This is a genomic window from Eubacterium sp. Marseille-QA0814 (genome assembly GCF_965119675.1).
In the GTDB taxonomy this organism is placed as follows: Bacteria; Bacillota; Clostridia; order Lachnospirales; family Lachnospiraceae; genus Eubacterium_G.
The window spans coordinates 2,057,742-2,081,165 of sequence record NZ_CBCPMG010000001.1 but is presented as its reverse complement, the minus strand read 5'-3'; the positions used below and the strand labels follow the sequence as shown (position 1 = coordinate 2,081,165).

The following is a 23,424-nucleotide window of genomic DNA, read 5'->3' as shown; positions in this document are numbered from 1 at the left end:
TTCACCTCTTATCTTAGATACTGTTGCTATTAGGTTGACATCTAATAACAAGGTGGTTGTTAAATGCACTGTATAAGTCGTTCCAGGTGCTTAATGCTTATTTATTTTGTAACTCTAATGTAGCATATTTTTACACAAATTAAAAGCATTTTTCTTATACTTTTTTAAGTTTGTAAGTGTTGCATAAAAGTGTTTTTATTTAAACATTTTTATGAATCGTTTTCTTATTAAAAATGACTATTTTTCTTCTATTTTGCCTCTTCCAACTTCTGTTTTACAAACTTGGCTGTGTAACTTGTAGGATGTTCTGCCACCTGTTCCGGTGTTCCTGCAACTACTACCGTACCACCTCGGTCTCCGCCGTCAGGTCCCATATCAATAATATAATCTGCAGCCTTTATTACATCCAAATTGTGTTCAATAACTAAAACTGTATTTCCCTCATCAGTTAATCTCTGAAGAATTTCCACAAGTTTGTGAACATCGGCAAAATGAAGCCCTGTTGTAGGTTCGTCTAAAACATAGATTGTCTTACCTGTACTTCTTTTACTTAGCTCAGTTGCCAGTTTAATTCGTTGAGCTTCACCACCTGACAACTGTGTACTTGGCTGACCTAATCTGATGTATCCTAAGCCCACATCATAAAGCGTCTTAACCTTATTATATATTCTTGGAACATTCTTAAAGAATTCCATAGCTTCTTCCACCGTCATCTCAAGAACGTCATAAATATTTTTGCCCTTATATTTAACTTCTAAAGTCTCTCTGTTATATCGCTTTCCTCCACATACTTCGCAAGGCACATACACATCCGGCAGGAAATGCATTTCAACCTTAAGTATTCCATCACCTGAACATGCTTCGCAACGTCCACCTTTTACATTAAAGCTGAATCTTCCTTTCTTGTATCCACGCTCCTTTGCATCCATTGTGGCTGCAAATAAATCTCTAATAATATCAAACATACCTGTGTAGGTTGCAGGATTACTTCTAGGAGTTCTTCCTATTGGTGACTGATCAATGTTTATAACTTTATCTAACTGTTCAATTCCTTGGATTTCTTTAAATTTTCCGGGAATTGTTCTAGCTCTATTCAACTCTCTTGCTAGGCTTTTATAAATTATTTCATTAACTAAAGAACTCTTTCCTGAGCCTGAAACACCTGTTACACATGTAAATACACCAAGTGGAATTTTTACATTAATATTCTTTAAATTGTTTTCCTTTGCTCCTTTTACCTTAAGATAACCTGTTGGCTTTCTTCTTTTTTCAGGAACAGGGACTCTCAATTTGCCACTTAGATATTTTCCTGTAATAGAGTTTTTGTTCTTCATTATTTCCTTAGCAGTACCCTTTGCCACTACTTCTCCACCATGTTCACCTGCACCGGGGCCAATGTCTACCACGTAATCTGCTGCAAGCATAGTGTCTTCGTCATGTTCAACAACTACTAAAGTATTACCTAAATCTCTAAGATGCTTCAATGTCTTTAATAACTTTTCATTATCATTCTGATGTAAACCGATACTAGGTTCATCCATTATATAGGCAACCCCAACAAGACCTGAACCTATTTGGGTAGCAAGCCTAATACGCTGAGCTTCACCACCTGACAAGGTACCTGTTGCTCGTGATAAGCTTAAATAATCCAAACCTACATCAATTAAAAACTGAAGACGACCTTTTATTTCTTTCAGAATTTCTTTACCTATAGCCATCTGTGTAGTTGTTAATTGAACTTCATCTAAAAACTTTCTCAAGTCTCTAACTGACATTTCTGTCATATCAATAATATTTTTATCGCCAATTGTTACAGCTAAAGATTCTTTCTTAAGTCTCTGACCATGACATGTGCTACAAGGTGTTATTCTCATATATGACTCATACTCTGCCTTGGTAGATTCGGCACTTGTTTCTCTGTAACGTCTTTCTACGTTACGAATCAAACCTTCAAAGGCAATATCATATATCCCTTGTCCACGCTGGCCTGTATAATGTACAGGCACACTTTCACCATTAGTTCCATAAATCAGAATATCTTTAATTTTCTTAGGATATTTTTCAAACGGAGTATCCAAATCAAACTTATATTTCTTACATAGTGCCTGTAAAATAGCATTGGTAAAGCTCTTTTTATCCTTAGCACTTTGCCAGCCTAAAACTACAATTGCCCCCTGATTTATGCTAAGACTTTGATTAGGAATCATTAAGTCAACGTCAAATTCCATCTTATATCCTAAACCGTAACAATCTGGACATGCACCAAAAGGATTATTAAATGAGAAGCTTCGTGGCTGAATTTCGTCTATACTAATTCCACAATCAGTACATGCAAAGTTCTGACTAAATGTTATTGTCTCTCCACCAATTACATCCAGATTCATCAAACCGTTACCTAACTTCAACGCATTCTCTATGGAATCTGTAAGACGTTTCTCAATTCCTTCTCTTATACTTAATCTGTCTACAACAATTTCTATATTATGTTTTATATTCTTATCAAGAGTTATTTCCTCTGTTAGCTGATACATGTTTCCATCAACAATTACACGTACATAACCACTTTTCTTTGCACTTTCAAAAACCTTCTCGTGACGACCTTTCTTGCCTCTTACAATAGGAGCAAGTATTTGGAACTTAGTGCGTTCCGGTAATTCTAAAATTCTGTCAACAATTTCATCTACTGACTGTTTCTTGATTTCTTTGCCACATTTTGGACAGTGAGGTACACCTGCTCTGGCATATAGTAATCTCATATAATCATATATTTCTGTAACTGTTCCAACTGTTGAACGTGGGTTTCTGTTTGTAGATTTCTGGTCTATTGAAATTGCCGGTGGTAAACCTTCAATACTTTCCACCTGGGGTTTCTCCATTTGTCCCAAGAATTGTCTAGCATAGGATGACAAAGATTCCATATACCTTCTCTGTCCTTCTGCATAAATTGTATCAAATGCCAAAGACGATTTTCCCGAACCACTTAAACCTGTAACTACTGTAAATTCGTCTCTTGGAATTTCAATATCAATATTCTTCAAGTTATGCTCATTAGCCCCTTTTATTTTAATGTACTTTTTCTTGTCCGACATTACTTTCACTCTCCATTAATTATCATTATTCTCTATATTTTTTCTTAAGTTCTGCCAGTTTTTCACGCATTTCAATAGCAGTCTCAAAATCAAGTTCTGCTGCTGCTTTCTGCATTCTCTTTTCAACCTTGTCAATTAACTTCTTCAATTCTTTTGAATCCATTGACTCAGGATCTTTCTCAATATCATTAATTTTTCTGTCAACTTCTTTAGAAATACTAATAAGTTCTCTAACAGCCTTTTTAATTGTAGTTGGAGTAATTCCATGTTCCTTATTATATTCCTGCTGAAGTTTTCTACGTCTGTTAGTTTCAGTAATAGCCTTATCCATTGACTCAGTAATATTGTCAGCATACATTATTACGTGACCTTCTGAGTTTCTGGCCGCACGACCTATAGTCTGTATCAAAGATGTCTCTGAACGGAGGAATCCTTCCTTGTCTGCATCTAAAATTGCAACCAGACTGATTTCCGGTATATCAAGTCCCTCTCTTAAAAGATTAATACCTACTAAAACATCAAAAACATCCAAACGCATATCCCTGATAATTTCTGTTCTCTCTAATGTATCAATATCAGAGTGAAGGTACTTAACCCTAATTCCTACATCTCTCATATAATCCGTCAAATCTTCTGCCATTCTCTTTGTTAAAGTAGTAACCAGAACTTTATTTTTCTTCTCAACTTCTTTATTGATTTCAGTAATAAGGTCATCTATCTGACCTTCAATTGGTCTTACACTAATTTCAGGATCCAGCAAACCTGTTGGTCTGATAATTTGTTCAGCTCTAAGTAACTCATGTTCCTCTTCATAAGTATTAGGTGTAGCTGAAACAAAAAGCATCTGGTCAATCATCCCCTCAAATTCATCAAACCTAAGCGGTCTGTTATCTTTTGCCGATGGCAGTCTAAAACCATAATCCACCAATGTGCTTTTTCTTGCCTGATCCCCATTATACATTCCACGAATTTGCGGTATTGTAATATGGCTTTCATCAATCATTATAAGGAATTCATCACCAAAATACTCCATTAACGTATGTGGTGTTGCTCCGGGAGCCAGTCCTGCCATATGGCGGGAATAGTTCTCGATTCCTGAACATATCCCTGTTTCCCTAAGCATTTCCATATCGAAATTAGTTCTCTCTGCTATTCGCTGTGCCTCAATCAGCTTATCCTCTGATTTAAAATAAGCCACCTGTTCTGCCAACTCTGCTTCTATATCCTTAATAGCTCTCTCTAATTTCTCCGGATTAACTACATAATGTGAATTGGGGAAAATAGCCACATGTTCTAATTCGTGACGCACTTCGCCTGTCAAAGAATCAATCTCTGTTATTCTTTCTATTTCATCATCAAAAAATTCAACTCGTATGGCACTATCTGTGTATGATGCAGGAAATACTTCCAGATTCTCCCCTCTTACCCTAAAAGTTCCTCGTTTAAAATCCATATCATTTCTGTCATACTGAATCTCTATTAGCTTATGAATAATATCGTCTCTATCTCTAATAGTTCCCGGTCTAAGGGACACTACCATGTTTTTGTAATCTATTGGATCACCTAAACCGTAAATACACGAAACCGAAGATATAATAATAACATCCTTTCGCTCTATTAACGCCATAGTAGCCGAATGTCGTAATTTATCTATTTCATCATTTATTGCAGAATCCTTCTCAATATATGTGTCTGTACTTGGCACATAAGCTTCCGGCTGATAATAATCATAATAAGAAACAAAGTATTCCACAGCGTTATTAGGAAAAAATTCTTTAAACTCCCCATAAAGCTGTGCCGCCAAAGTCTTATTATGAGCAATAATTAACGTTGGTTTATTCATTTGTGCAATAACATTTGCCATAGTAAAAGTCTTTCCAGAACCTGTTACACCAAGCAATGTTTCAAACTGATTTCCTTTCTTAAAACCTTCAACCAACTGCTTAATAGCCTGAGGTTGATCCCCGGTTGGCTGATATTCTGAATGTAATTCAAAATGATCCATACAAATCTCCTATAAATCTATTTCTAACCATCTATAAATACTTAACTAATTCCAATGACACATAATATTTGTTTTCTTTTCAGCAACATATAAATGTCTCATTTCTTTTCGACAACTGCATAAACAAATTATAACAAAAAGCCTGAAAAAAGTATATAGCATTTTCGAACTTATGTTCTTTTTATTTGTATATATGTCTTTTTTACTCTACACTTTTTTATTTATACTCATTATTACTTTATATATCATATATTTTTAAAATCAAACTATTTCCAGCTCACCTATGCGTTTTCTAACTTACATTTTCTGTTTCTCTCAGCATAAAAGCAGGTGCCTTTGGATTACATTTATCCTTTAGCATCCTGCTTTATATTTTACCTATTACTACATATCTAATTCAAACCTATTATCATAGTTTTATTTTCCTCATAAAAATTGATAATATAAACCTTCCTAATATATTTTTTAATAGACTACAATTTCCGTAATGGATTTTCTGTTTTTAAAAAAATATTACTTTGAGTTTTTAAACGTCACATTGCTTCTAATTTATTTTTATAATCTATTTTTTCTTTAAAACTTCTAATGCTTTATTTAGCTGTACATCTGTTTTTCCGTTTGCCTCAATCTTTACATCTGGTGTAATTCCTTTTCCATGAATGTTTTTGCCACTTGGTGTATAGTAGTCTTCAATTGTAATTTTAACTGCTGAACCGTCTGTTAATGGAATAATTTGTTGTACGATTCCTTTGCCAAAAGACTGTGTTCCTACAATTGTTCCTACACCAAAGTCCTGTATGGCTCCGGCAAAAATTTCAGATGCGCTGGCACTGTTTTTATTTTGTAAAACGACAATCAGCATATCTAAACATTTTGCGTCAGAAGTCTGCTTTTCCTCGTTTCCGTATTTGTCTTTAGTATAAACAATCGTTCCTTCCGGTAAGATTTCATCTAATATTTTGCAAACGCCTTCATAAGAACCACCTGGATTATTTCTTAAGTCAAAAATTACTTTTTTCATGCCCTGCTTTTTCAAAGAACTTAAAGCTGATGAAAACTGATCAGCGGTTACCGTATCAAATTCAGAAATCTGTATGTAACCGATTTTGTTCTTCTTATCAAGCATTTTGTGTGCTACAGTAGGTACTTTTACTTCTCCTCTTGTAATTGTAACGTCCACATATTTCTTAACCGATTGACGATATACTGTTAACTTAACTTTTGTTCCTTTATCCCCTTTCATCATGCTAACCACTTTATCAACATCTTCTGAAGATACATCTTTTCCATCAACCTTTGTAATAACGTCACCATCTTTTACTCCGGCTTTGTCTGCCGGGCCATTCTTAAAAGCTTTTGTTATTGTTATTACTTTTGTTTCTGTGTTCTGTGAAACATAAGCTCCAATCCCGCAATATTCACCGGAAGTGCTTTCTATTAACTTTGTGTACTCTTCTTTCGTGTAATAAACTGAATAAGGATCTCCCAATCCTTCTAAAAGTCCCTTATATAAACCGTTTTCCAAATCTTCCTGATCCACATTCTTCAAATATTTTAAGTTGATTAATGCCTCTAAAGATTTGATCTTTGATTCTGCCTTGTCCACAGCATATGTAGCATCTGTTTTTACGCTATCCTGAGAAAAATGCAGTCCAACGCCAACTGCTACTCCCAAAACCAACATTGCAAACATACCTAAAAGAAAGCCAGGTACAAATTTTGTTTTAGTTTTCTTTTTCTCGATTTTTTTATTAATTTTCTTTACATTTATTTTTTCCATATCAATCTCTTCCTCGCTTTACACTATAACCTTTTCATTTAAGTATGTTCAAATAAATTATAGTTCAAATTTGCATAATAACATAATCACTTTTATGAACTTTTTAACAGAACTTTCTCCTTGCGAATCATACTACTTATGTATATTAAACTATTTTTTCTTTTATAACAATAAAGAATGAAAAACTAAATAATTAATTTTTCATTCTTTACTATTTATAAAATATTATGTTTCATTCTGTTTAGAAGTAACTCCATGGATTTACCCAGTTACCTGGTGTTGTTCCACTTGTTGCTCCAAGATGTAAATGGTTACCTGTTGATGAACCTGTTGTACCAACTAAACCAATTGTCTGTCCCTGACTTACATGCTGACCAACACTTACTAAAATTGATGACTGATGCATGTAAACTGATGTTACACCATTTGAGTGTTTAATACCTGTCCAGTTTCCTGCTGTGGCATTATAATTTGCCCAAACTACAGTACCGTCTGCTACTGCTACTACAGGAGTTCCACCTGGTGCAGGGAAGTCAATTCCGTTGTGGAATGTGCTACTACCTGAGAATGGATCTTTTCTGTATCCATAATCTGATGAAACTGATGTGTGTCCCGGTACCGGATAAATCCAACCGCTGGATTTGCTTGGTGTTGGGTTTGTATTTGTATTAGTATTGTTATTAGTATTATTATTTGTGTTGTTATTTGTATTATTGTTTGTATTTGTCTGTGCTTTTGTAGCTGCCTGAGTTGGAGCCTGTGTTGCCTGTGCTGCGATCTTAGCCTGGGCTACTTTTTCTTCCTGTGCCTTAATTTCCCGATCAAGTGCATCTGAAGAAGCCTCATTCTGCTCAAGCAAATCTTCATATTCAGATAATTCTGACTGCTTTGATGCAACTGTACTTTCAAGCTGTGACTTATCTGTCTTCTGCTTTGTCTGCATTGTTACAAGGTTCTTCTTATCTTTCTCCAAAGAAGTTTTTGAATCAGAAATTGTCTTTCTTGTCTGCTTTAACTTGTTAAGCATTTTTCTATCATACTGAGATAATTCTGTAATATATTCAGCTTTGTTTAAGAATTCTGTAATGCTCTTTGAATTTAAAATTAAGTCAAGTAATTCTGTATCACCATTTTCGTACATATACTTAATTCTTAACTTCATGTCAGCATACTGAGCCTTAATGCTTTCTTCTGCTGCTTTTAATTTCTTCTCTGTTTTCTTAATATTAACTTCTGTCTTATCTAATTCCTGCTGTGTTTTATATATCTGTGTTGATAAATCAGTTAATTTTTTATCAACTTCTTCAATATAAGCTTCGACTTCACTTTTTGAAGCCTGAAGTTTTTTCTTTTCTGCATTTTTCTTAATTTTCTGGCTATTTAAATCTGACAGCTTGCTTTTCTCACTTGAAACGCTGGCAAATGATGTTCCTGCCATTGATAAAACTAATGTTGCGGAAAGTAATAAACTTAATATTCTCGAAAAATTCTTTTTCATCTGTTTATCTCCTCCATTAAACTTTTAAGTGCTTTCTAATTGAAAGGAATGAACCAACTAAACCAATTCCGGCTCCAATTCCAAGTCCTAATGGAACAAGCACTCCAAATATTTCACCTACTGTTGCAAAAGAAATTGAACTTGCCATAACTCCTACCTTTGACATTACAAAAGATATTAATCTTTCATAAATCACTCTTAAAATAACAAGAGGTATAGCTGAACCAACAAGACCGATTATAACACCTTCTATAATAAACGGTGCTCTAACAAAGCCGTTTGTTGAACCAATCAATTTCATGATTTTAATTTCATGTCTTCTAACGGTTATACCAATCATAACTGTATTACTGATTAAGAAAATTCCCACGCCTAATAAAATTACTATCAAAGCTATTGATACATATCCTAAAAGTTTTGAAAACTTACTTAATGTTTCTTTTGCCTGCTCTGAATGTTTAACCTTTCTAACACCCTGAACTTTTGAGATGCTATTTACAAAAGCATCCTGTTCATCAATGTTTTTCAGGAAAACTGTATATGATGCTGAATCAGCTAATGGATTATCATTTGCAAATGCCTTTGCCAATTCAGGATCTTCTGCGAAGTAATCTCCCTGGAATTCCTTCCAAGCTTCCTCTGCTGATGTGTATTTGTATTTTTCAACATGCTTATCAGCTTTTATTGTTGCACCAATAGCATCAATCTGTTCCTTTTTTAAACCTTTATCAAAAAATACAGTAACACCAACGTTTTGCTCTACCTGCTTCTCCACAGAATTAACGTTAATAATAATAGAAAGTATAATTCCAATAAGAAAAATACAGGCAGCAATTGTACAAATTGATGCAATTGAGAACAACTTATTTCTCTTAATATTAACGACACCCTGTTTAAAGCAGTATCCTACTGTTCTTCCATTCATTTATTCCACCACCTTGCTATCGCTGACTTTTACACCTTTCTTCATTGTAATTACTCTCTTGTTCATTGCCTCTACAATTTCAAGGTTGTGCGTAACAACAATAACGGTAGTTCCCTGTTTGTTTACTTTATCTAATAATTTCATAATTTCCCATGAGTTTTCAGGATCAAGGTTTCCTGTAGGTTCATCGGCAAGTAATATGTCAGGCTTGTTTACCAACGCTCTTGCCAAAGCAACTCTCTGCTGCTCACCACCTGATAGCTCATTAGGATTTGAACGATACTTTTCTGATAAACCTACCAAGGAAAGTACCCTTGCAACATTCTTCTTTATTTCTCTTGGAGACGCTCCAATAACATGCTGTGCGAAAGCAATGTTTGAATATACATCTCTGTCCTGTAGTAATCTAAAATCCTGGAAAACTACGCCAAGTTTTCTACGATACTTAGCCACTCCTCTTGATTTTAATTTAGATAATTTAATGTTACCTACTGTTATCATTCCTTCTGTTGGATTAAGTTCCTTCAAAAGCAATTTAATAAAAGTAGATTTTCCTGAACCACTGGCTCCAACAACGAATACAAACTCGCCATCTTCAATTTCTAAATTTAAATTGCTAAGAGCAGGTGCGCCGTTTCCATAAGATTTACTTACACCTTTTATACTAATCATTTGTCTACTCCTTAACATATGTGTAATGAACTAATCTTTCACATTAAATGTTATACATTATCGCAATCTTATTTTTTTACACACCGAAAAATTATATTACGCAAATGTAATAAAAATTTGTCGAATATAATTTTTTAATTTCTTTTATGTTCTATTTCTTCCATAAAAGTAAAATATGATTATTATTTAAATATGATTATTATATTAGTTCATTAATATAAGTCCCAACATCACTGAATCAGCACCAATGCTTACCCAGCCTGTCCACTTATATATTAAAATAGCAATTTGTTAAAATTCTGTGTCCTTTTTATATGTAATATTTAGAAATATTTAAATTTCTGTACTTAAAGCAGCACTTAAACAATGTATGAATGTCCTTCTATTAAATATCATATTAAGTCTTTAATAAATAGATCAAAATTCAATATTACTAAAATTCAGTATTACCCATGTACTTCATATATTTAACAACCATTAATGCAATCTTAAATGTAATGGCATCTTCAAACACTCTAATGTCCAAACCTGTTGTCTTCTGAAGCTTGTCTAATCTATATACTAATGTGTTTCTATGAATATATAACTGTCTTGATGTTTCTGAAACATTTAAACTATTTTCAAAGAACTTGTTAATTGTTGTTAATGTTTCATCATCGAATTCATCTGGTGACTTGCCATCAAAAATTTCATTAATAAACATCTTACATAGTGGAATAGGTAACTGATAAATCAAACGACCAATTCCAAGATTGTTATATGCAACAACATTCTTTGTACTAAAGAAAATCTTTCCAACATCAAGTGCCATTCTTGCTTCCTTGTATGAACGTGAAACTTCTTTGATTTCCTTAACGATTGTTCCATAAGCTACGTTTGCCCTAACCATAGCTTCTGTATTCAACATATCAACTATTGTGTTGGCAATATGTTCAACTTCTTCATATCCCTGATTGTCATCAACTTTTTTTACAAGGATAATACTCTTTTCATCTACTGCTGTAATAAAATCTTTTTTGCTACCTGCAAACAATGTTCTAACTGTTTCAAGTGCAACACTGTCTTTTTCATTTTTTGTTTCAATAATGCAGACACATCTTCTTGCATCCACATCTACATGTAATTTCTTTGCTCTATTATATATATCTACAAGGAGGAGATTGTCTAAAAGAAGATTCTTAATAAAATTGTCCTTATCATATCTTTCTTTGTATGCAACAAGTAAGTTTTGAATCTGAAAAGCAGCCATCTTTCCAACCATAAACACATCATCGCTTGTTCCCTGAGCAATCAAAATCAACTCTAACTGATTTTCATCATATACCTTAAAAAACTGGTAATCCTGTACTGACTGGCTGTCTGCTGGGGATGCTACAAATGCCAAAACTGAATTTTCAAACTGTTCACTTGTATGTGATGTTGAGGCTACAACCTTTCCATCTGTATCTGTCACATGTAAATCTACTCTTGAGATACTCTTAATTCCTTCAATTGTGTTCTGTAAAATTTGATTTGAAATCATATAATTCTCCTTGCTTTTTTTAACTGCATTTGTGTATATAAACAATTATTCAAGTTATATTTTAAACCAGTTTACTGTAAAATACAAGTGAAAAAGCACCCTGTTTGTTTCCAAACAAAGTGCTTTTTCATAATTTTATTTATCTAATCTAATTAGTTTGTAATTACCTTTTCTGTGTCCTTATCGAAGATGTGTAATTTTGATAAGTCCATAGCGAATTTAACTTCATCACCAACTCTTGCTTCTGTACGGGCATTTACTCTTGCAGTACAATCAAATCCTTCAACATCGAAGTATAAGTAAACTTCTGCACCAAGTAATTCGTAAATTCTGATAGTTGTTGTAAATACACTTTCAGGTGATTTTGCAATGAAGCTTTCTTCATCATGAATATCTTCTGGTCTGATACCCATAACAACTGTCTTACCAACATAACCGCCTTCTTCAAGCTTCTTAGCCTGTTCAGCTGGAACTGTAATGTATGTTCTAGCCTGGCCAACATGTAACTTGATATCTGTTCCAACCTTTTCAACTTCAGCATCGATGAAGTTCATCTGTGGAGAACCCATGAATCCTGCTACAAATAAGTTTACTGGCTTGTCATATAAGTTCTTAGGTGAATCAACCTGCTGTACAACACCATCTTTCATAACTACGATTCTTGTACCAAGTGTCATAGCTTCTGTCTGGTCATGTGTTACGTAGATGATTGTAGCACCTAATCTCTTATGGATCTTTGCAATTTCAACACGCATCTGAACTCTTAACTTAGCATCCAAGTTTGAAAGAGGTTCGTCCATAAGGAATACCTTAGGATTACGAACGATTGCACGTCCCATAGCAACTCTCTGTCTCTGACCACCTGATAAAGCCTTTGGCTTTCTGTCAAGTAACTGTTCAAGGTCAAGAATCTTAGCTGCATCTTTAACTAATCTTTCCTGTTCAGCCTTTGGTACTTTTCTTAACTTAAGACCAAATGCCATGTTATCATATACTGTCATATGTGGATATAATGCGTAGTTCTGGAATACCATTGCGATATCTCTATCTTTAGGTTCTACGTCATTTACTAACTTATCCCCAATGTATAATTCCCCTGATGAAATTTCTTCAAGACCTGCGATCATTCTAAGTGTTGTAGACTTACCACAACCTGATGGTCCTACGAAGATGATGAATTCCTTGTCCTTAATTTCAAGGTTAAAATCCTTAACTGCTGCAAATCCGTTTGGATAAACTTTGCAGATATTTCTTAATGATAAACTTGCCATATATCTTTTCCTCCTAGAAATAGTTCTCACTACCTTTTGTATGTTGATATTCTAAATCACATCGTAGGAAAATACTATATGGCAAATAAACAAAATAACAAAAAAATCTTTGTATATTTTGCATATGGCTACTGCTATTTCTCTATAAATATGTTATTTTCACCAATAATTACTTGGTGTTCTTTGAGCAATCTGCCAATAGCTCTCTTAAATTCACTTTTGCTCATGTTAAAATCACGCTTAATAACCTCTGGAGATGCCTTGTCTGTGTAGTCAATTTTTCCGCCATTTTCTTTCATAAACTGCAATATTTTTTCAGCATCTTCTTCTATTTGTAAATATGATTTTTTTCTAAGAGCCAAATCCAGCTTGCCATCAGGACGAACACTTTTAACTCTGGCTTCCACTTCCATTCCTACATGAACTTTCATTGTAAGTTCTTTTGTCTGAATCAGACCGTGGTATTTATTATTAACCGCAACAAAGGCTCCATAGTTTGGATTGTAATTATATACAACGCCTTTTACAATATCTTCTTCCTGGTATGTGGAATTGCAGCTTAGGTAGTTGTACACTTTCATTGTGGCGCATAATCTGTCACTTTTATCTGTATAGATGCCCACTAAAATTTTGTCGCCTGCTTTAATGTTTGTTGTCTGTTCCTTATAAGGCAGAAACAAATCTTTTCCAAGGCCCCAGTCAAGAAACGCCCCAAACTTAGTTATTTCCTTTACTTCAACATAAGCAGTTTCTCCAACTTCTGCTACCGGCTTATGAATTGTAGCAATCAATCGGTCTTTTGAGTCCCTGCAAATAAAAACTTCTACAGTATCTCCAAGCTCCGTTCCCTGTGGCACCTCGTTTTTTGGTAAAAGAACCTTATCATACTCAGTTCCTAAATAAATACCAAAATCTGTTTTCTTTACCACTTTTAATTTTAATGTCTTTCCTAATTCCATTAGATTCTCCTCCAAGGGGCAGGAAACAGTTTACAGACATCTGCAAACTGTTTCTTACCTAAATATTTTTTAATTTTATTTGTCCATGTATTTGACCGTCAGCACTTTCAAGATTTATGCCAAGATAATCCTGATTATTGTAAGCCACACACACTATTTCTTCATCTATTAAAGCTTCCTTTTTGTATACAATTTCAATCTGATTGTATTTTTTTCCCTTTGGCAGAAACTGTTCAACAATCCGCATATAGTCTGCATTGTTTAAATGACCATTTGTGTCTATGAAACTTTTGAAAACCTTTGTTGTTCCAAGAACTTCTCTTTCTCCCTGAAACTTTAATTTTCTTGACACTTTAAGTGAGTCAAAAGCCTCACCTAATTGGTACTTGGAAATGTCAACTTCAGTTATTCTTACGGGCATGCGCTTTTCTGTATCAAGCAGACTCCAAATAGATTCAGCCTTTACAATGTACCCGCCATTTGCATCCTTAATCCAGAACTGTCTTGTTGCCATTACCTTGTCAAAATTTAACGGACTTGTGCCAACTTCAACTTCTTCACCAAATCTTAAATCCTTAAAAATCTGTATTTTGTAAGCTAAAAGTACCCATGCCCTGTGGTGTTTTTTTAAGTAGCTAATGCCAATTCCTAAATCCTCTGACTGAAATGTGCTACAATCTTGCAAATTATACAATATTCCATAATAAGGAACTATACCGTCTTTTCCAATTTCACTAAAACTTACTCTTTTTTTATAAGAATACATATTTACCTCTTTACGCCTACTTTGCCTGAGTTGTTGTTTCAGGAGCTGTAGTTGTTGTTTCAGGTGTTGTTGGCTGTTCAGGTGTTGCCGGTTTTGCCTTAACTGTGACTGTAAGCTTCTTTGTTACTGCTGTGTAAGTCTGATTTTTGTACTGAGCCTTGTATGTAATTACATATTTACCAGGCTTGTTCATGTCAACTTTTCCTGTGTATGTAACATATTTCTTGATTTTCAAATCTTTGTTATCATAAGTCTTTAAGCTCTTAACATAAGTATAACCAAATTCTGCATTTGTACCCTGAACTAAAGTTACCTTTGAAGCTGTTAATGTAAGCTTAACTTTATGACTTTTTACTTTATATTTAACAGTTTTCTTAGCTTCTTTTTTGTTTCTGCCTTTTACACTATATGTAATATTATATGTTCCTGTATTTGAGAATTTTACGCTACCTTTCTTTACAGAAACTTTTTTGTTCTTATATTTAACAGAAACTTTAATCTTTGATGTTAAATTTTTTCCCGGTACACTCTTTGCTGTAACACCGGTTAAAACGTTAGCTTTGCTACCCTGAGCAACGTCTTTATTATCTGCTGCACCGCTAATTACAGGTGCCTTTGTATCTACAACCTTAAACTTAAATGTTTTTGTAACCTTGTTTCCAAGAGAATCTTTTACAGTATATTTAACTTTGTATGTACCAAGCTTGTTTGTGTTTATTTTTCCTTTTGTCTTAATTTTCTTCTTGGCAATTGCATTTCCTGCACTGTCTTTTGCTGATACTAAATTCTTTAATTTTACTTTTGTACCAAATTCGATTTTAGTCTTATTAGCTTTGACCGTAGGAACTTTTTTCTTGTATGGGTTCTTTGGATCTGGATCAGTTGGATCCCAATCTGTGAATTTTCCGTTTGTAATTGGTGTAAATGATGGACGTTTTATTGGATCATCACTTTTTTTGCCCCAGAAAATTACTACTTTTGTTCCAACTGCACAATGGTCATAAATCCATTTTGAGTCTTTGCATAAAAGTCTTACGCATCCATGAGAAGCCTTCTGACCCATTACATTGTAAGCCTTAACAGACATTGAAGACTTGTCACCATTTTTGTAATACCATACTGAATGGAATAAAATTGAAGTTGTGATTCTTGTACAATACTGTGCATAGCAGTTTCCAATCATTTCATGCCATCTGTATTTTACAGGTACATAGAATGTTCCTGTTGGTGTTTCATTACTTGGAGAACAAATCATTGCCTTGATGGCTTTTCCGTTTTTGTAAACTGTTGTACAGTTTGTTCCCAAATTAACTTTAATTGTATAGGCTGTACTGTCAGCGCTAACCTTGTTAGGTTTTGTTATAGTTATGCAACTAAGTACCATAACTACTGCTAAGAATAATGATAAACTTTTTGTCATTATTTTCTTCATTTCATTTCCTCCTGCTCATTGCATTTTAATTTTTAAAGCTAGTTTTTTACTTAAAATCTTCTTAATTATACTACATTCTTCCTTTTTTACAATGTAATAATGTTGCTTTTCTACCTATATTTAATATATAATTACATACATTAGAGTTTTGGAACGTTTTTTGTAATTAAAATACTACGGCGGAGGTATTATTAATGAAATCAAAGTTTAAATTAGCCTTTATACTATTGGCTATAGGATTTATTTTGTTAGCACTTGATGTGGATGTATCTACAGGCGTCAAGTATCCACATGACTATAGTAATTCCAATAATGTTATTGGAGAATTTCAATACTACAATATTGCATCAAACTATGGTGCTAAATGTACTTATAAGCTTATTGATACTTCAGGTTCTTCTGGTTCAGCCTTAGAAAAAACACCTTTGGTTTCCGGCACTACGGATTCTACAGGCACAACCCAGACAAAGGTAATCGACAAAGTATATTTTGGAGCTGTACATATTGACATTTTCAATGATGGACTTGGATTTATCTTAATTTTTATTGCATGTTTTTTATTAAAAAAAGTAAATAAAAAATTCAGTTATGGTTCTTTAAGTACATTTTGTGGCTTAATATTGCACATACTATTAAAAGCACTTCCTTTTGTTTTCAATGGTTTGTTATTATGTAATTTAGCCATGTTTATTGGAATAGCTTATATGTGTTCAATTATTTTAACCACCTTTTTATTTACAGGCGGGTTATTTGCAATGTGTCCTGATGTATGTTGCAGAGACGAAAGAAAATGGGGAAAAATCACATGGTTTGTGTCTATGGTACTTATAGTCCTAAATACTTTTGTATTTTGGATTGGTTCAGACTATAGTGCTTTACAGTCTTTAGGCAAATTTTCTGAAGGACTTTTAGTAATTGATATTCTAATTTTTTGGATAATTTTAAGGAGGGTATATTACTATTTAGAACAATCTTATGAAAAAACCGTTAATGCATAATTTATGTTAAATTGATTTTTCAATTTTAATGGTCATGAATATTTGATTTATACTTATGGTATTTTTCTGATGAAATGCTTTTATAAGATTTTCTTACTTATTAAATGGTAATAAAAAAGAAAAATGAAAACAGCTTATGTAACTTTAAAAAAACTTTTATTTGTGTTAGCCATATTATTATGTTCAACATGTTTTTACGCTATGCACGTATCGGCTAACGACAACGAAATGACATTTCATTCTATTTATGTTGGCTCAGGTGATGCCCTTGTAGTTGAGAGCAAGGGACATTACATGATTGTTGATTCAGGTCCACCAAGTGCATCTAAGTTAGTTGCCAATTATATTAGCAAATTAAATATACCTGATAATAAAATAGATTATGTAGTTGCCACTCATCCTGACGGAGACCATGTTGGTAACTTCAATAAAATTTTTGAGAAATATGAAGTTGGACAGGTTTTCTATTCGCCTTGCGTTAAAGGTAACAAAACTTATTCAAAATTCATTAATAGCGTAAAGGAAAAGGGCTGTCCTTACAGAAATCCTATTGATGGAGAATCTTGGAAGCTTGGAGATGCGACTGTAACTGTTGTTTATGATGGTTTTCAGGGAACAACTTACAATGAATGCAGTATTGTTCTAAGAGTAACCTGTGGTGGTAAATCCCTTTTGCTTACAGGCGATTTGCCTTCAACAATGGAAAAGCAGTTACTTGCTAAAGGGTATAATTTTAAGGCTGACGTCTTAAAAGTTGGTCACCATGGTGCCGGTTCATCATCCTGTACCGCTTTTATAAGGGCCGTTCAGCCGCAATACGCAATAATTTCTTCTTCAAGAGCTTCAACAGCAAGACTTCCAAGAGCTTCTGTTTTAAAAAGACTTGCTTTGCAGTTCGTTAAGGTTTACAGAACAACCGATAAGGATGTTGTATTTAATTTTATAGACGGAAAAATTTCAACACCTAATAAGGAAAGTATCAAGTACACATGTATAAAGAACGGAACCATTGCTTTATCTTCCAAGGTCTTCAGATCAAAGGGAAAAGCAATTACTCCTAGTGTTTCTTTAGTTGTAAATGGCAAGGTAGTTTTCCCTTCCGAATATAAGATTAAATATTCTTCAAATAAAAATCCCGGTGTTGCCAAAGTTAAACTTACGGGATTAGATAAAAAGTTTGTCGGTACCTGCACAACCACATTTATGATTCTTCCTAAAAAGGAAACCATAAAAACTAAGACTGTTAAACTTAACAAAATCAAACTTGGCTGGGAAGGTCAAAAAAATGTTACCGGTTATTATTTGAAATACTCAACTAGTAAAAGTTTTAAGAAAAATGTTAAATACAAAATTTTTAATAACGAAAAGAATTTAAACACTACGATAAAAGGTCTTTCTTTTAATAAGAAATATTATTTCTCTGTTCGTGCTTTTAAAAGCAATATTGGAGACGGCAAGTGGAGTAAAACAATTTCTCTTAAAACAGAAAAATTACCGATTCCTACAAAAGGATTTTTTACTGAGATAATTGAAAAGACAAAGAGCATAAAATTACAGTGGAAAAAACAATCTTCCAAATATAACGCAGGCTATATGATTCAATATTCACCTGACAAAAAATTTAAGGATGATGTTGAAACTGTAACTATTAAGAAAGCTTCAAAAAATTCTTTTAAATTGAAGAAGAAACCAAAAACAAAAGACTACTACATTAGAGTAAAAGGCTACAATAAATACTGCGACGGCAAGTGGAGCAAAGTTAAAAAAGTAAAATTTGCTGATTAATTATTTAAATATTAAAGAACCTGTATACAATTTTTATATACTACTCTCCTTACTGATTTTTGTAATCCGGTAAAGACTTAACATAAAATTGTATACAGGTTCTTTTTTAATAATATTTCTATGTAAACTAAAGATTTCTAAATATTTCTGTCCCCTTATCTTTTAACCACTTATATGCAATAAGTAGTAAGCATAGCAGCACTAATACTAGAATGCCTAAATATGTATCCGCACCTATCCAATCTACACATACTTTCAAATACACCACTGCCATTACTGCAATCATTGCCCATGCTAAAAGTATTGCAAGAAATACACCAAAGCTTTGTTTTACAGCTGCCGCCTCAGTAACCCAGTTTAAATTTGGCATTTTCAAATTAATTACCAGGCCCAACGCACCATTAAGCATTACGAAAATAACGGGAACAACTGTAACTAATATTATCTGCAATATTGATAGTTTAAATGCAATGCCCAGTATCACACTACATATAACCATAGGTGTGATTGTTATTATATTATGAAGTTTTAATTTTGCTCTCAAAATCTGCCAAGTGTCCACAGGCAATGTTTTCGCAATCCATATATTTTTTCCTTCTAGAGAAATTGATGGTGCGGTAATATCGTTCATTGACATAACTGCACAAATCATCAAAGTTATGCCAAAACTAAGATATACACTTCTGATGCCTGTAAGGCTTATGAGCCTGTTTATTTCATCTATTTTTATTACTACTGCTACTGTTATGACTATTATAAATAAACAGCCTAGTGCGCAATTTAACATATACACTGCGCTTGAAGTAAATCTTTTTAACTCCCTAAACAGTAATGCTTTGGAGACGCTTTTTTGCTTTTCAGTTTTTATTTTATAAACCTTTTTCTTTTCGCCTTTGTTTTCAGTAGCTATGTTGAAAAAACTTTTTGCCAAAACAAAAATTACAACTGCCAGCAAAATTAGAACCATTAGCGAAAATATTGCCATATATTTCACATTACCGGTAGCTCCCTTACCCATTGCATACAACGGATATGCTGCCCCTTTTATTTTTTCTCCAACAACTGCCGCCTGAGCAATTACCCCCTGCATTACATCATAAGCTTTATACGATATATAATAGTAAATTCCGAAGAATGCCACGGACACGATTATTGTCACCAGATTTTTGAATTTCAATCTTGAACTAACCTCTGCCACTATCCAGCCTAATATACATGACATTGCCAGTAAAAACAGTGAATTCATTATTGTAATTACAATACAACCGATAATTCTTCCCACAGTTATGTCTGCATTAAAAAAGTATACTATTGCCGTTGGTATCATTACTAACAACTGATAAAACAAACCTACAATATACACTCCGGCAACTCTAATTAGCAATATATATGGTGCCGGGATTGGAAGTGACATTAGCAAATCATTGTCTTTTGCCTGATACAAGCTTGCATAAGTGTTAAATACACTTCCAATTACTCCAAATGTAATCGCCACCATTCCCATTATAACAAAGTACAGCCAATCTAATCCTACCTGTAAAAATGGCTTGCAGAATATATTTGCCATACTAAAAAACACTACAGCTACAATTGCAAACAAAACTGTGTATACAATTATGTATGATGCCATTTTTGTTTTTGACATTTTCTGTTCATTTCTCTTATTTCGAAACATTAGAGATATAACTTCCCTAAGTTGCTTTTTTAATAGGGCTTTTATCATTATTGTTCAGCCTCCATTTCTAGGAATACTGCCTCTAAAGATTCGTCACCCTTCACTTCTTCCATTGTGCCGGATTTAATTAACTGGCCATTTTTTATAATTGCAATTTTATCGCACAATTTTTCAGCCACTTCCAACACATGAGTTGAAAAGAAAATTGCCCCACCTTTGTCACACACATCCCTCATCATTTCTTTTAAAATATGAGAAGATTTTGGATCTAAACCTACAAATGGTTCATCCATTATTATTAGTTTTGGATTGTGAATCCAGGCTGAAATAATTGCCAGTTTTTGTTTCATTCCATGAGAATAGGCACTAATAGGCTGTGCTAAATCATCAGTTAATTCTAACAAATCACCATATTTCTTAATTCTTTCAGTTCTGTCTTGTGAACTTACATTATAAATATCTGCAATAAAATTCAAATAACTGATACCTGTCATAAATTCATATAAATCCGGATTATCAGGTATGTACGCTATTTTTTTCTTGCATTCAATTGGGCTCTCTTTCACAGACATACCATCCACAAGAATTTCACCTTCATCAAATTTCAAAATTCCTACTATCGACTTAATAGTTGTTGTTTTACCTGCACCATTATGACCAATAAAGCCATAAATCTCACCAGGCTCAATATGTAAAGAAAGACTATCAACTGCCTTCTTGTCTCCAAACTTCTTTGTTAAATTTTCAATTCTTAACATTTTCCCCTCCCCTTTGTATTATTATTAATTTGTCACTGTTTATTAGTATACTCTATTTTATGTATAAAATATATATTTTTATACATTATTGAAATTTTGTCATTTTTATTAAAAGAAAAGAATGTCGCAAGCGACATTCTAAGTACTGAGTGCGTGTTGCCACGCAACTATATTCTTTTTGCACCAGGGTGTATTCCTAGTGAAACATTTATTTATGTTTTTCGTATTATATTTCCTGTAATTAATTGCCTGATAATTTTTCAATTACCTTGTCATAATTATCTTTTCTATGTGGGAAAGTACAATTACTGCAATCCTTTATGTTGTTGCTAAGAATTGTAAAGTTTCCGCCACACTTTTCTCCCATTGAGTACAACGGGCAAAAACAAAATAAGCAGTTAAATTCTTCTCCTTCTGCTATTTTGTGACATGGATAATACTCACACTCTTTGTTTGAAAAAAATTTATAACTCATTATTATTCTTCTCTCAAAATTAAACTTACGCCAATTCCTGCTGCTTCAGGACCTGTATGAACCCCAACAACAAGTGATAACGGATCATAATAAATATCAGGTATGTTAGGAAATCTTTCTTTTACCTGTTCAAGCCAGTTGTTAGCGTCTTCTTCTTTTTCAAAAGTTCCTGCTGCACCAATTCGAATCTTAGATGTATCATTATTTTCTAAAAGTTTGTTTACATATTCTTCTGTATAATCAAGCATTTTTGAAATTGCACGCTTGCTACCTCTAACCTTATCTACTGCGTCAAAATTTTCTCCAACAGTTCTTAAGACAGGTTTAATATTTAAAACTGCTCCAAGAGCTGCCGCTGCCGGTGTAACTCGTCCACCTTTCTTTAAATATTTTAAATCATCAACAGTAAGATATATTATTGAATCAAAGGCATTTGCCTCAAGTGCTTCTTTGATTTCCTTTGCATCTTTTCCATTATCAGCCATCCAGATTGCATCTAAAACAGCCTGACGCATAGTAACAGAAATTCTATGGTTATCCACTACCTGAACTTTGCCATCATATTCCTCAGATAACTGAATTGCCGCATGGCATGAATTGCTCAAGCCACTTGATAGTGGAATATAAACTATCTGCTCATAACCTTCATCTAATAACTTATCCCATCTATCCATTATATCCCCTGGAGAAGGCATAGATGTTGTTATGTTTTTATCTGATTTCAATTCTGCGTAAAATTTTTCCTTAGTCAAACCATCTTCCTGATAAAAAGTTTCCTCTTCGATAACTATTGGTGTGTAAGCTAAATGTACACCAAGTTCCTTTGCCTCATTTATATCAATTCCAGCATTACTATCTGTTAAAATTGCTATCTTCATTATTTTCTCCATTCTTAAAATCTATAAATGCACTTAATCAACTCTTTCGTCGCCCCAGAAGAACAATGCTACTGTTCCCGGACCTGTATGACTGCCAATTGTTGTTCCTATATTGTATATTTCAATTTTCCCTTTTGTATTCGGAAATTTCTCTTCTATTAAGTTTGCAACAGCCTTAGCATCTTCCATACAAGCTGAGTTACTTATATAAACTTTATCATTATATTCTAATCTATTGTCAGCAAATTCTTCCATCTTTTTCACAATAGCCTTGTATACTTTTTTCTTGCCCTTAATCTTTGCTCTTGGAATTAATTTTCCTTCGGAATTCACATTAAGCAATGGACATATACCAAGTATACCGCCTACAATACCGGAAGTTTTTGAAACCCTTCCACCTTTAATGTAGAATGTTAAATCAGTAGAAAAGAACCAATGATTTACTCTTCTTTTGTTTTCTTCAGCCCACTGATATACTTCATCTATTGTTTTTCCCTGATCTCTTAAATCAGCCAACTTGTCCATTAATAAACCGAACCCGGATGATGCTGCCAATGAATCAACAACATAAATTTTTCTGTTAGGAAATTCTTCTTCCAAATTAGCCTTCGCAACTAATGCAGAGTTAATTGTGCCTGAAATTCCTGATGACAATGTTACATGCAATACATCAAGTCCCTGTTCTAAAAATTTCCTAAAATGTGCCTCGTATTCTTCTGCATTTACCTGAGATGTTTTGGTTTCTGCTCCATCAACCATTGCCTGATAAAAATCATCTAAACTCATTGATTTTCCCAAATCATCTAAATATTCTTTTCCATCAAGTTCATAATGAAAGAAAACACACTCAATATCCCTGTCCTTAAAATGCTCTTCTGTTAAATCCGCAGTTGAACAACAACTAATAATATAATCCTTCATATCATACTTTCCTTT

The 23,424-nt window shown here is 33.5% G+C and carries 18 protein-coding genes; 2 read left to right on the top strand and 16 right to left on the bottom strand.

Annotated elements, in window-relative coordinates:
- Positions 1 to 248: 248 nt before the first annotated feature.
- From uvrA to ACQY63_RS09545, 11 genes are all read right to left on the bottom strand, one after another.
- On the bottom strand, positions 249 to 3,089 hold the full coding sequence (gene uvrA, locus ACQY63_RS09595) for an excinuclease ABC subunit UvrA (RefSeq protein WP_022165160.1): 2,841 nt from the start codon (positions 3,087 to 3,089) through the stop codon (positions 249 to 251).
- Between the two features lie 25 nt (positions 3,090 to 3,114).
- Entirely contained in the window at positions 3,115 to 5,094 is a 1,980-nt protein-coding gene (uvrB, locus tag ACQY63_RS09590) for an excinuclease ABC subunit UvrB (protein ID WP_117999917.1), read from the bottom strand.
- Between the two features lie 562 nt (positions 5,095 to 5,656).
- Positions 5,657 to 6,874 carry a S41 family peptidase gene (locus tag ACQY63_RS09585; protein WP_302689876.1) on the bottom strand — a complete coding sequence of 406 codons (1,218 nt, stop codon included), beginning with the start codon at positions 6,872 to 6,874 and terminating at the stop codon, positions 5,657 to 5,659.
- Positions 6,875 to 7,115: 241 nt separating this feature from the next.
- A complete protein-coding gene (locus tag ACQY63_RS09580; protein WP_022165256.1) occupies positions 7,116 to 8,372 on the bottom strand; it encodes a murein hydrolase activator EnvC family protein in 1,257 nt (418 codons plus the stop codon).
- A gap of 16 nt (positions 8,373 to 8,388) precedes the next feature.
- On the bottom strand, positions 8,389 to 9,297 hold the full coding sequence (gene ftsX / locus ACQY63_RS09575; RefSeq protein WP_022165255.1) for a permease-like cell division protein FtsX: 909 nt from the start codon (positions 9,295 to 9,297) through the stop codon (positions 8,389 to 8,391).
- The gene (ftsE, locus tag ACQY63_RS09570) at positions 9,298 to 9,969 is read right to left on the bottom strand and encodes a cell division ATP-binding protein FtsE (protein WP_117999921.1); all 672 of its coding nucleotides are present in this window, start codon (positions 9,967 to 9,969) and stop codon (positions 9,298 to 9,300) included.
- Positions 9,970 to 10,402: 433 nt separating this feature from the next.
- Complete coding sequence (locus ACQY63_RS09565) at positions 10,403 to 11,491, bottom strand: PucR family transcriptional regulator (RefSeq protein WP_022165253.1); 1,089 nt, start codon at positions 11,489 to 11,491, stop codon at positions 10,403 to 10,405.
- Positions 11,492 to 11,643: 152 nt separating this feature from the next.
- Positions 11,644 to 12,762 (bottom strand): ABC transporter ATP-binding protein, encoded by a 1,119-nt coding sequence (locus ACQY63_RS09560; RefSeq protein WP_022165252.1) that lies wholly within the window; start codon positions 12,760 to 12,762, stop codon positions 11,644 to 11,646.
- Positions 12,763 to 12,896: 134 nt separating this feature from the next.
- On the bottom strand, positions 12,897 to 13,721 hold the full coding sequence (locus ACQY63_RS09555; protein ID WP_022165251.1) for a CvfB family protein: 825 nt from the start codon (positions 13,719 to 13,721) through the stop codon (positions 12,897 to 12,899).
- Between the two features lie 58 nt (positions 13,722 to 13,779).
- On the bottom strand, positions 13,780 to 14,487 hold the full coding sequence (locus ACQY63_RS09550; protein ID WP_022165250.1) for an acyl-[acyl-carrier-protein] thioesterase: 708 nt from the start codon (positions 14,485 to 14,487) through the stop codon (positions 13,780 to 13,782).
- Between the two features lie 16 nt (positions 14,488 to 14,503).
- A complete protein-coding gene (locus ACQY63_RS09545) occupies positions 14,504 to 15,919 on the bottom strand; it encodes an immunoglobulin-like domain-containing protein (protein WP_428245106.1) in 1,416 nt (471 codons plus the stop codon).
- Positions 15,920 to 16,113: 194 nt separating this feature from the next.
- On the opposite strand from ACQY63_RS09545, the gene ACQY63_RS09540 reads away from it, so the two are divergent.
- Both ACQY63_RS09540 and ACQY63_RS09535 read left to right on the top strand, forming a co-directional pair.
- A complete protein-coding gene (locus ACQY63_RS09540; protein WP_022165247.1) occupies positions 16,114 to 16,917 on the top strand; it encodes a hypothetical protein in 804 nt (267 codons plus the stop codon).
- Between the two features lie 123 nt (positions 16,918 to 17,040).
- Positions 17,041 to 18,702 (top strand): MBL fold metallo-hydrolase, encoded by a 1,662-nt coding sequence (locus tag ACQY63_RS09535; RefSeq protein ID WP_428245104.1) that lies wholly within the window; start codon positions 17,041 to 17,043, stop codon positions 18,700 to 18,702.
- A 127-nt stretch (positions 18,703 to 18,829) separates the two neighbouring features.
- Here ACQY63_RS09535 and ACQY63_RS09530 read toward each other — a convergent pair whose 3' ends face one another.
- The 5 genes from ACQY63_RS09530 to ACQY63_RS09510 form a co-directional block, all read right to left on the bottom strand.
- The gene (locus tag ACQY63_RS09530; protein WP_022165245.1) at positions 18,830 to 20,425 is read right to left on the bottom strand and encodes a hypothetical protein; all 1,596 of its coding nucleotides are present in this window, start codon (positions 20,423 to 20,425) and stop codon (positions 18,830 to 18,832) included.
- Complete coding sequence (locus ACQY63_RS09525) at positions 20,425 to 21,135, bottom strand: ABC transporter ATP-binding protein (RefSeq protein ID WP_022165244.1); 711 nt, start codon at positions 21,133 to 21,135, stop codon at positions 20,425 to 20,427. Before ACQY63_RS09525 ends, ACQY63_RS09530 begins: the two co-directional genes overlap by 1 nt.
- Before the next feature lie 241 nt (positions 21,136 to 21,376).
- Positions 21,377 to 21,610, bottom strand: a complete 234-nt coding sequence (locus ACQY63_RS09520) for a cysteine-rich small domain-containing protein (RefSeq protein ID WP_022165243.1) — start codon at positions 21,608 to 21,610, stop codon at positions 21,377 to 21,379.
- 2 nt (positions 21,611 to 21,612) lie between these two features.
- A complete protein-coding gene (locus ACQY63_RS09515; RefSeq protein WP_412336105.1) occupies positions 21,613 to 22,488 on the bottom strand; it encodes a DegV family protein in 876 nt (291 codons plus the stop codon).
- A 33-nt stretch (positions 22,489 to 22,521) separates the two neighbouring features.
- A complete protein-coding gene (locus ACQY63_RS09510) occupies positions 22,522 to 23,409 on the bottom strand; it encodes a DegV family protein (RefSeq protein ID WP_022165240.1) in 888 nt (295 codons plus the stop codon).
- Positions 23,410 to 23,424: the final 15 nt, after the last annotated feature.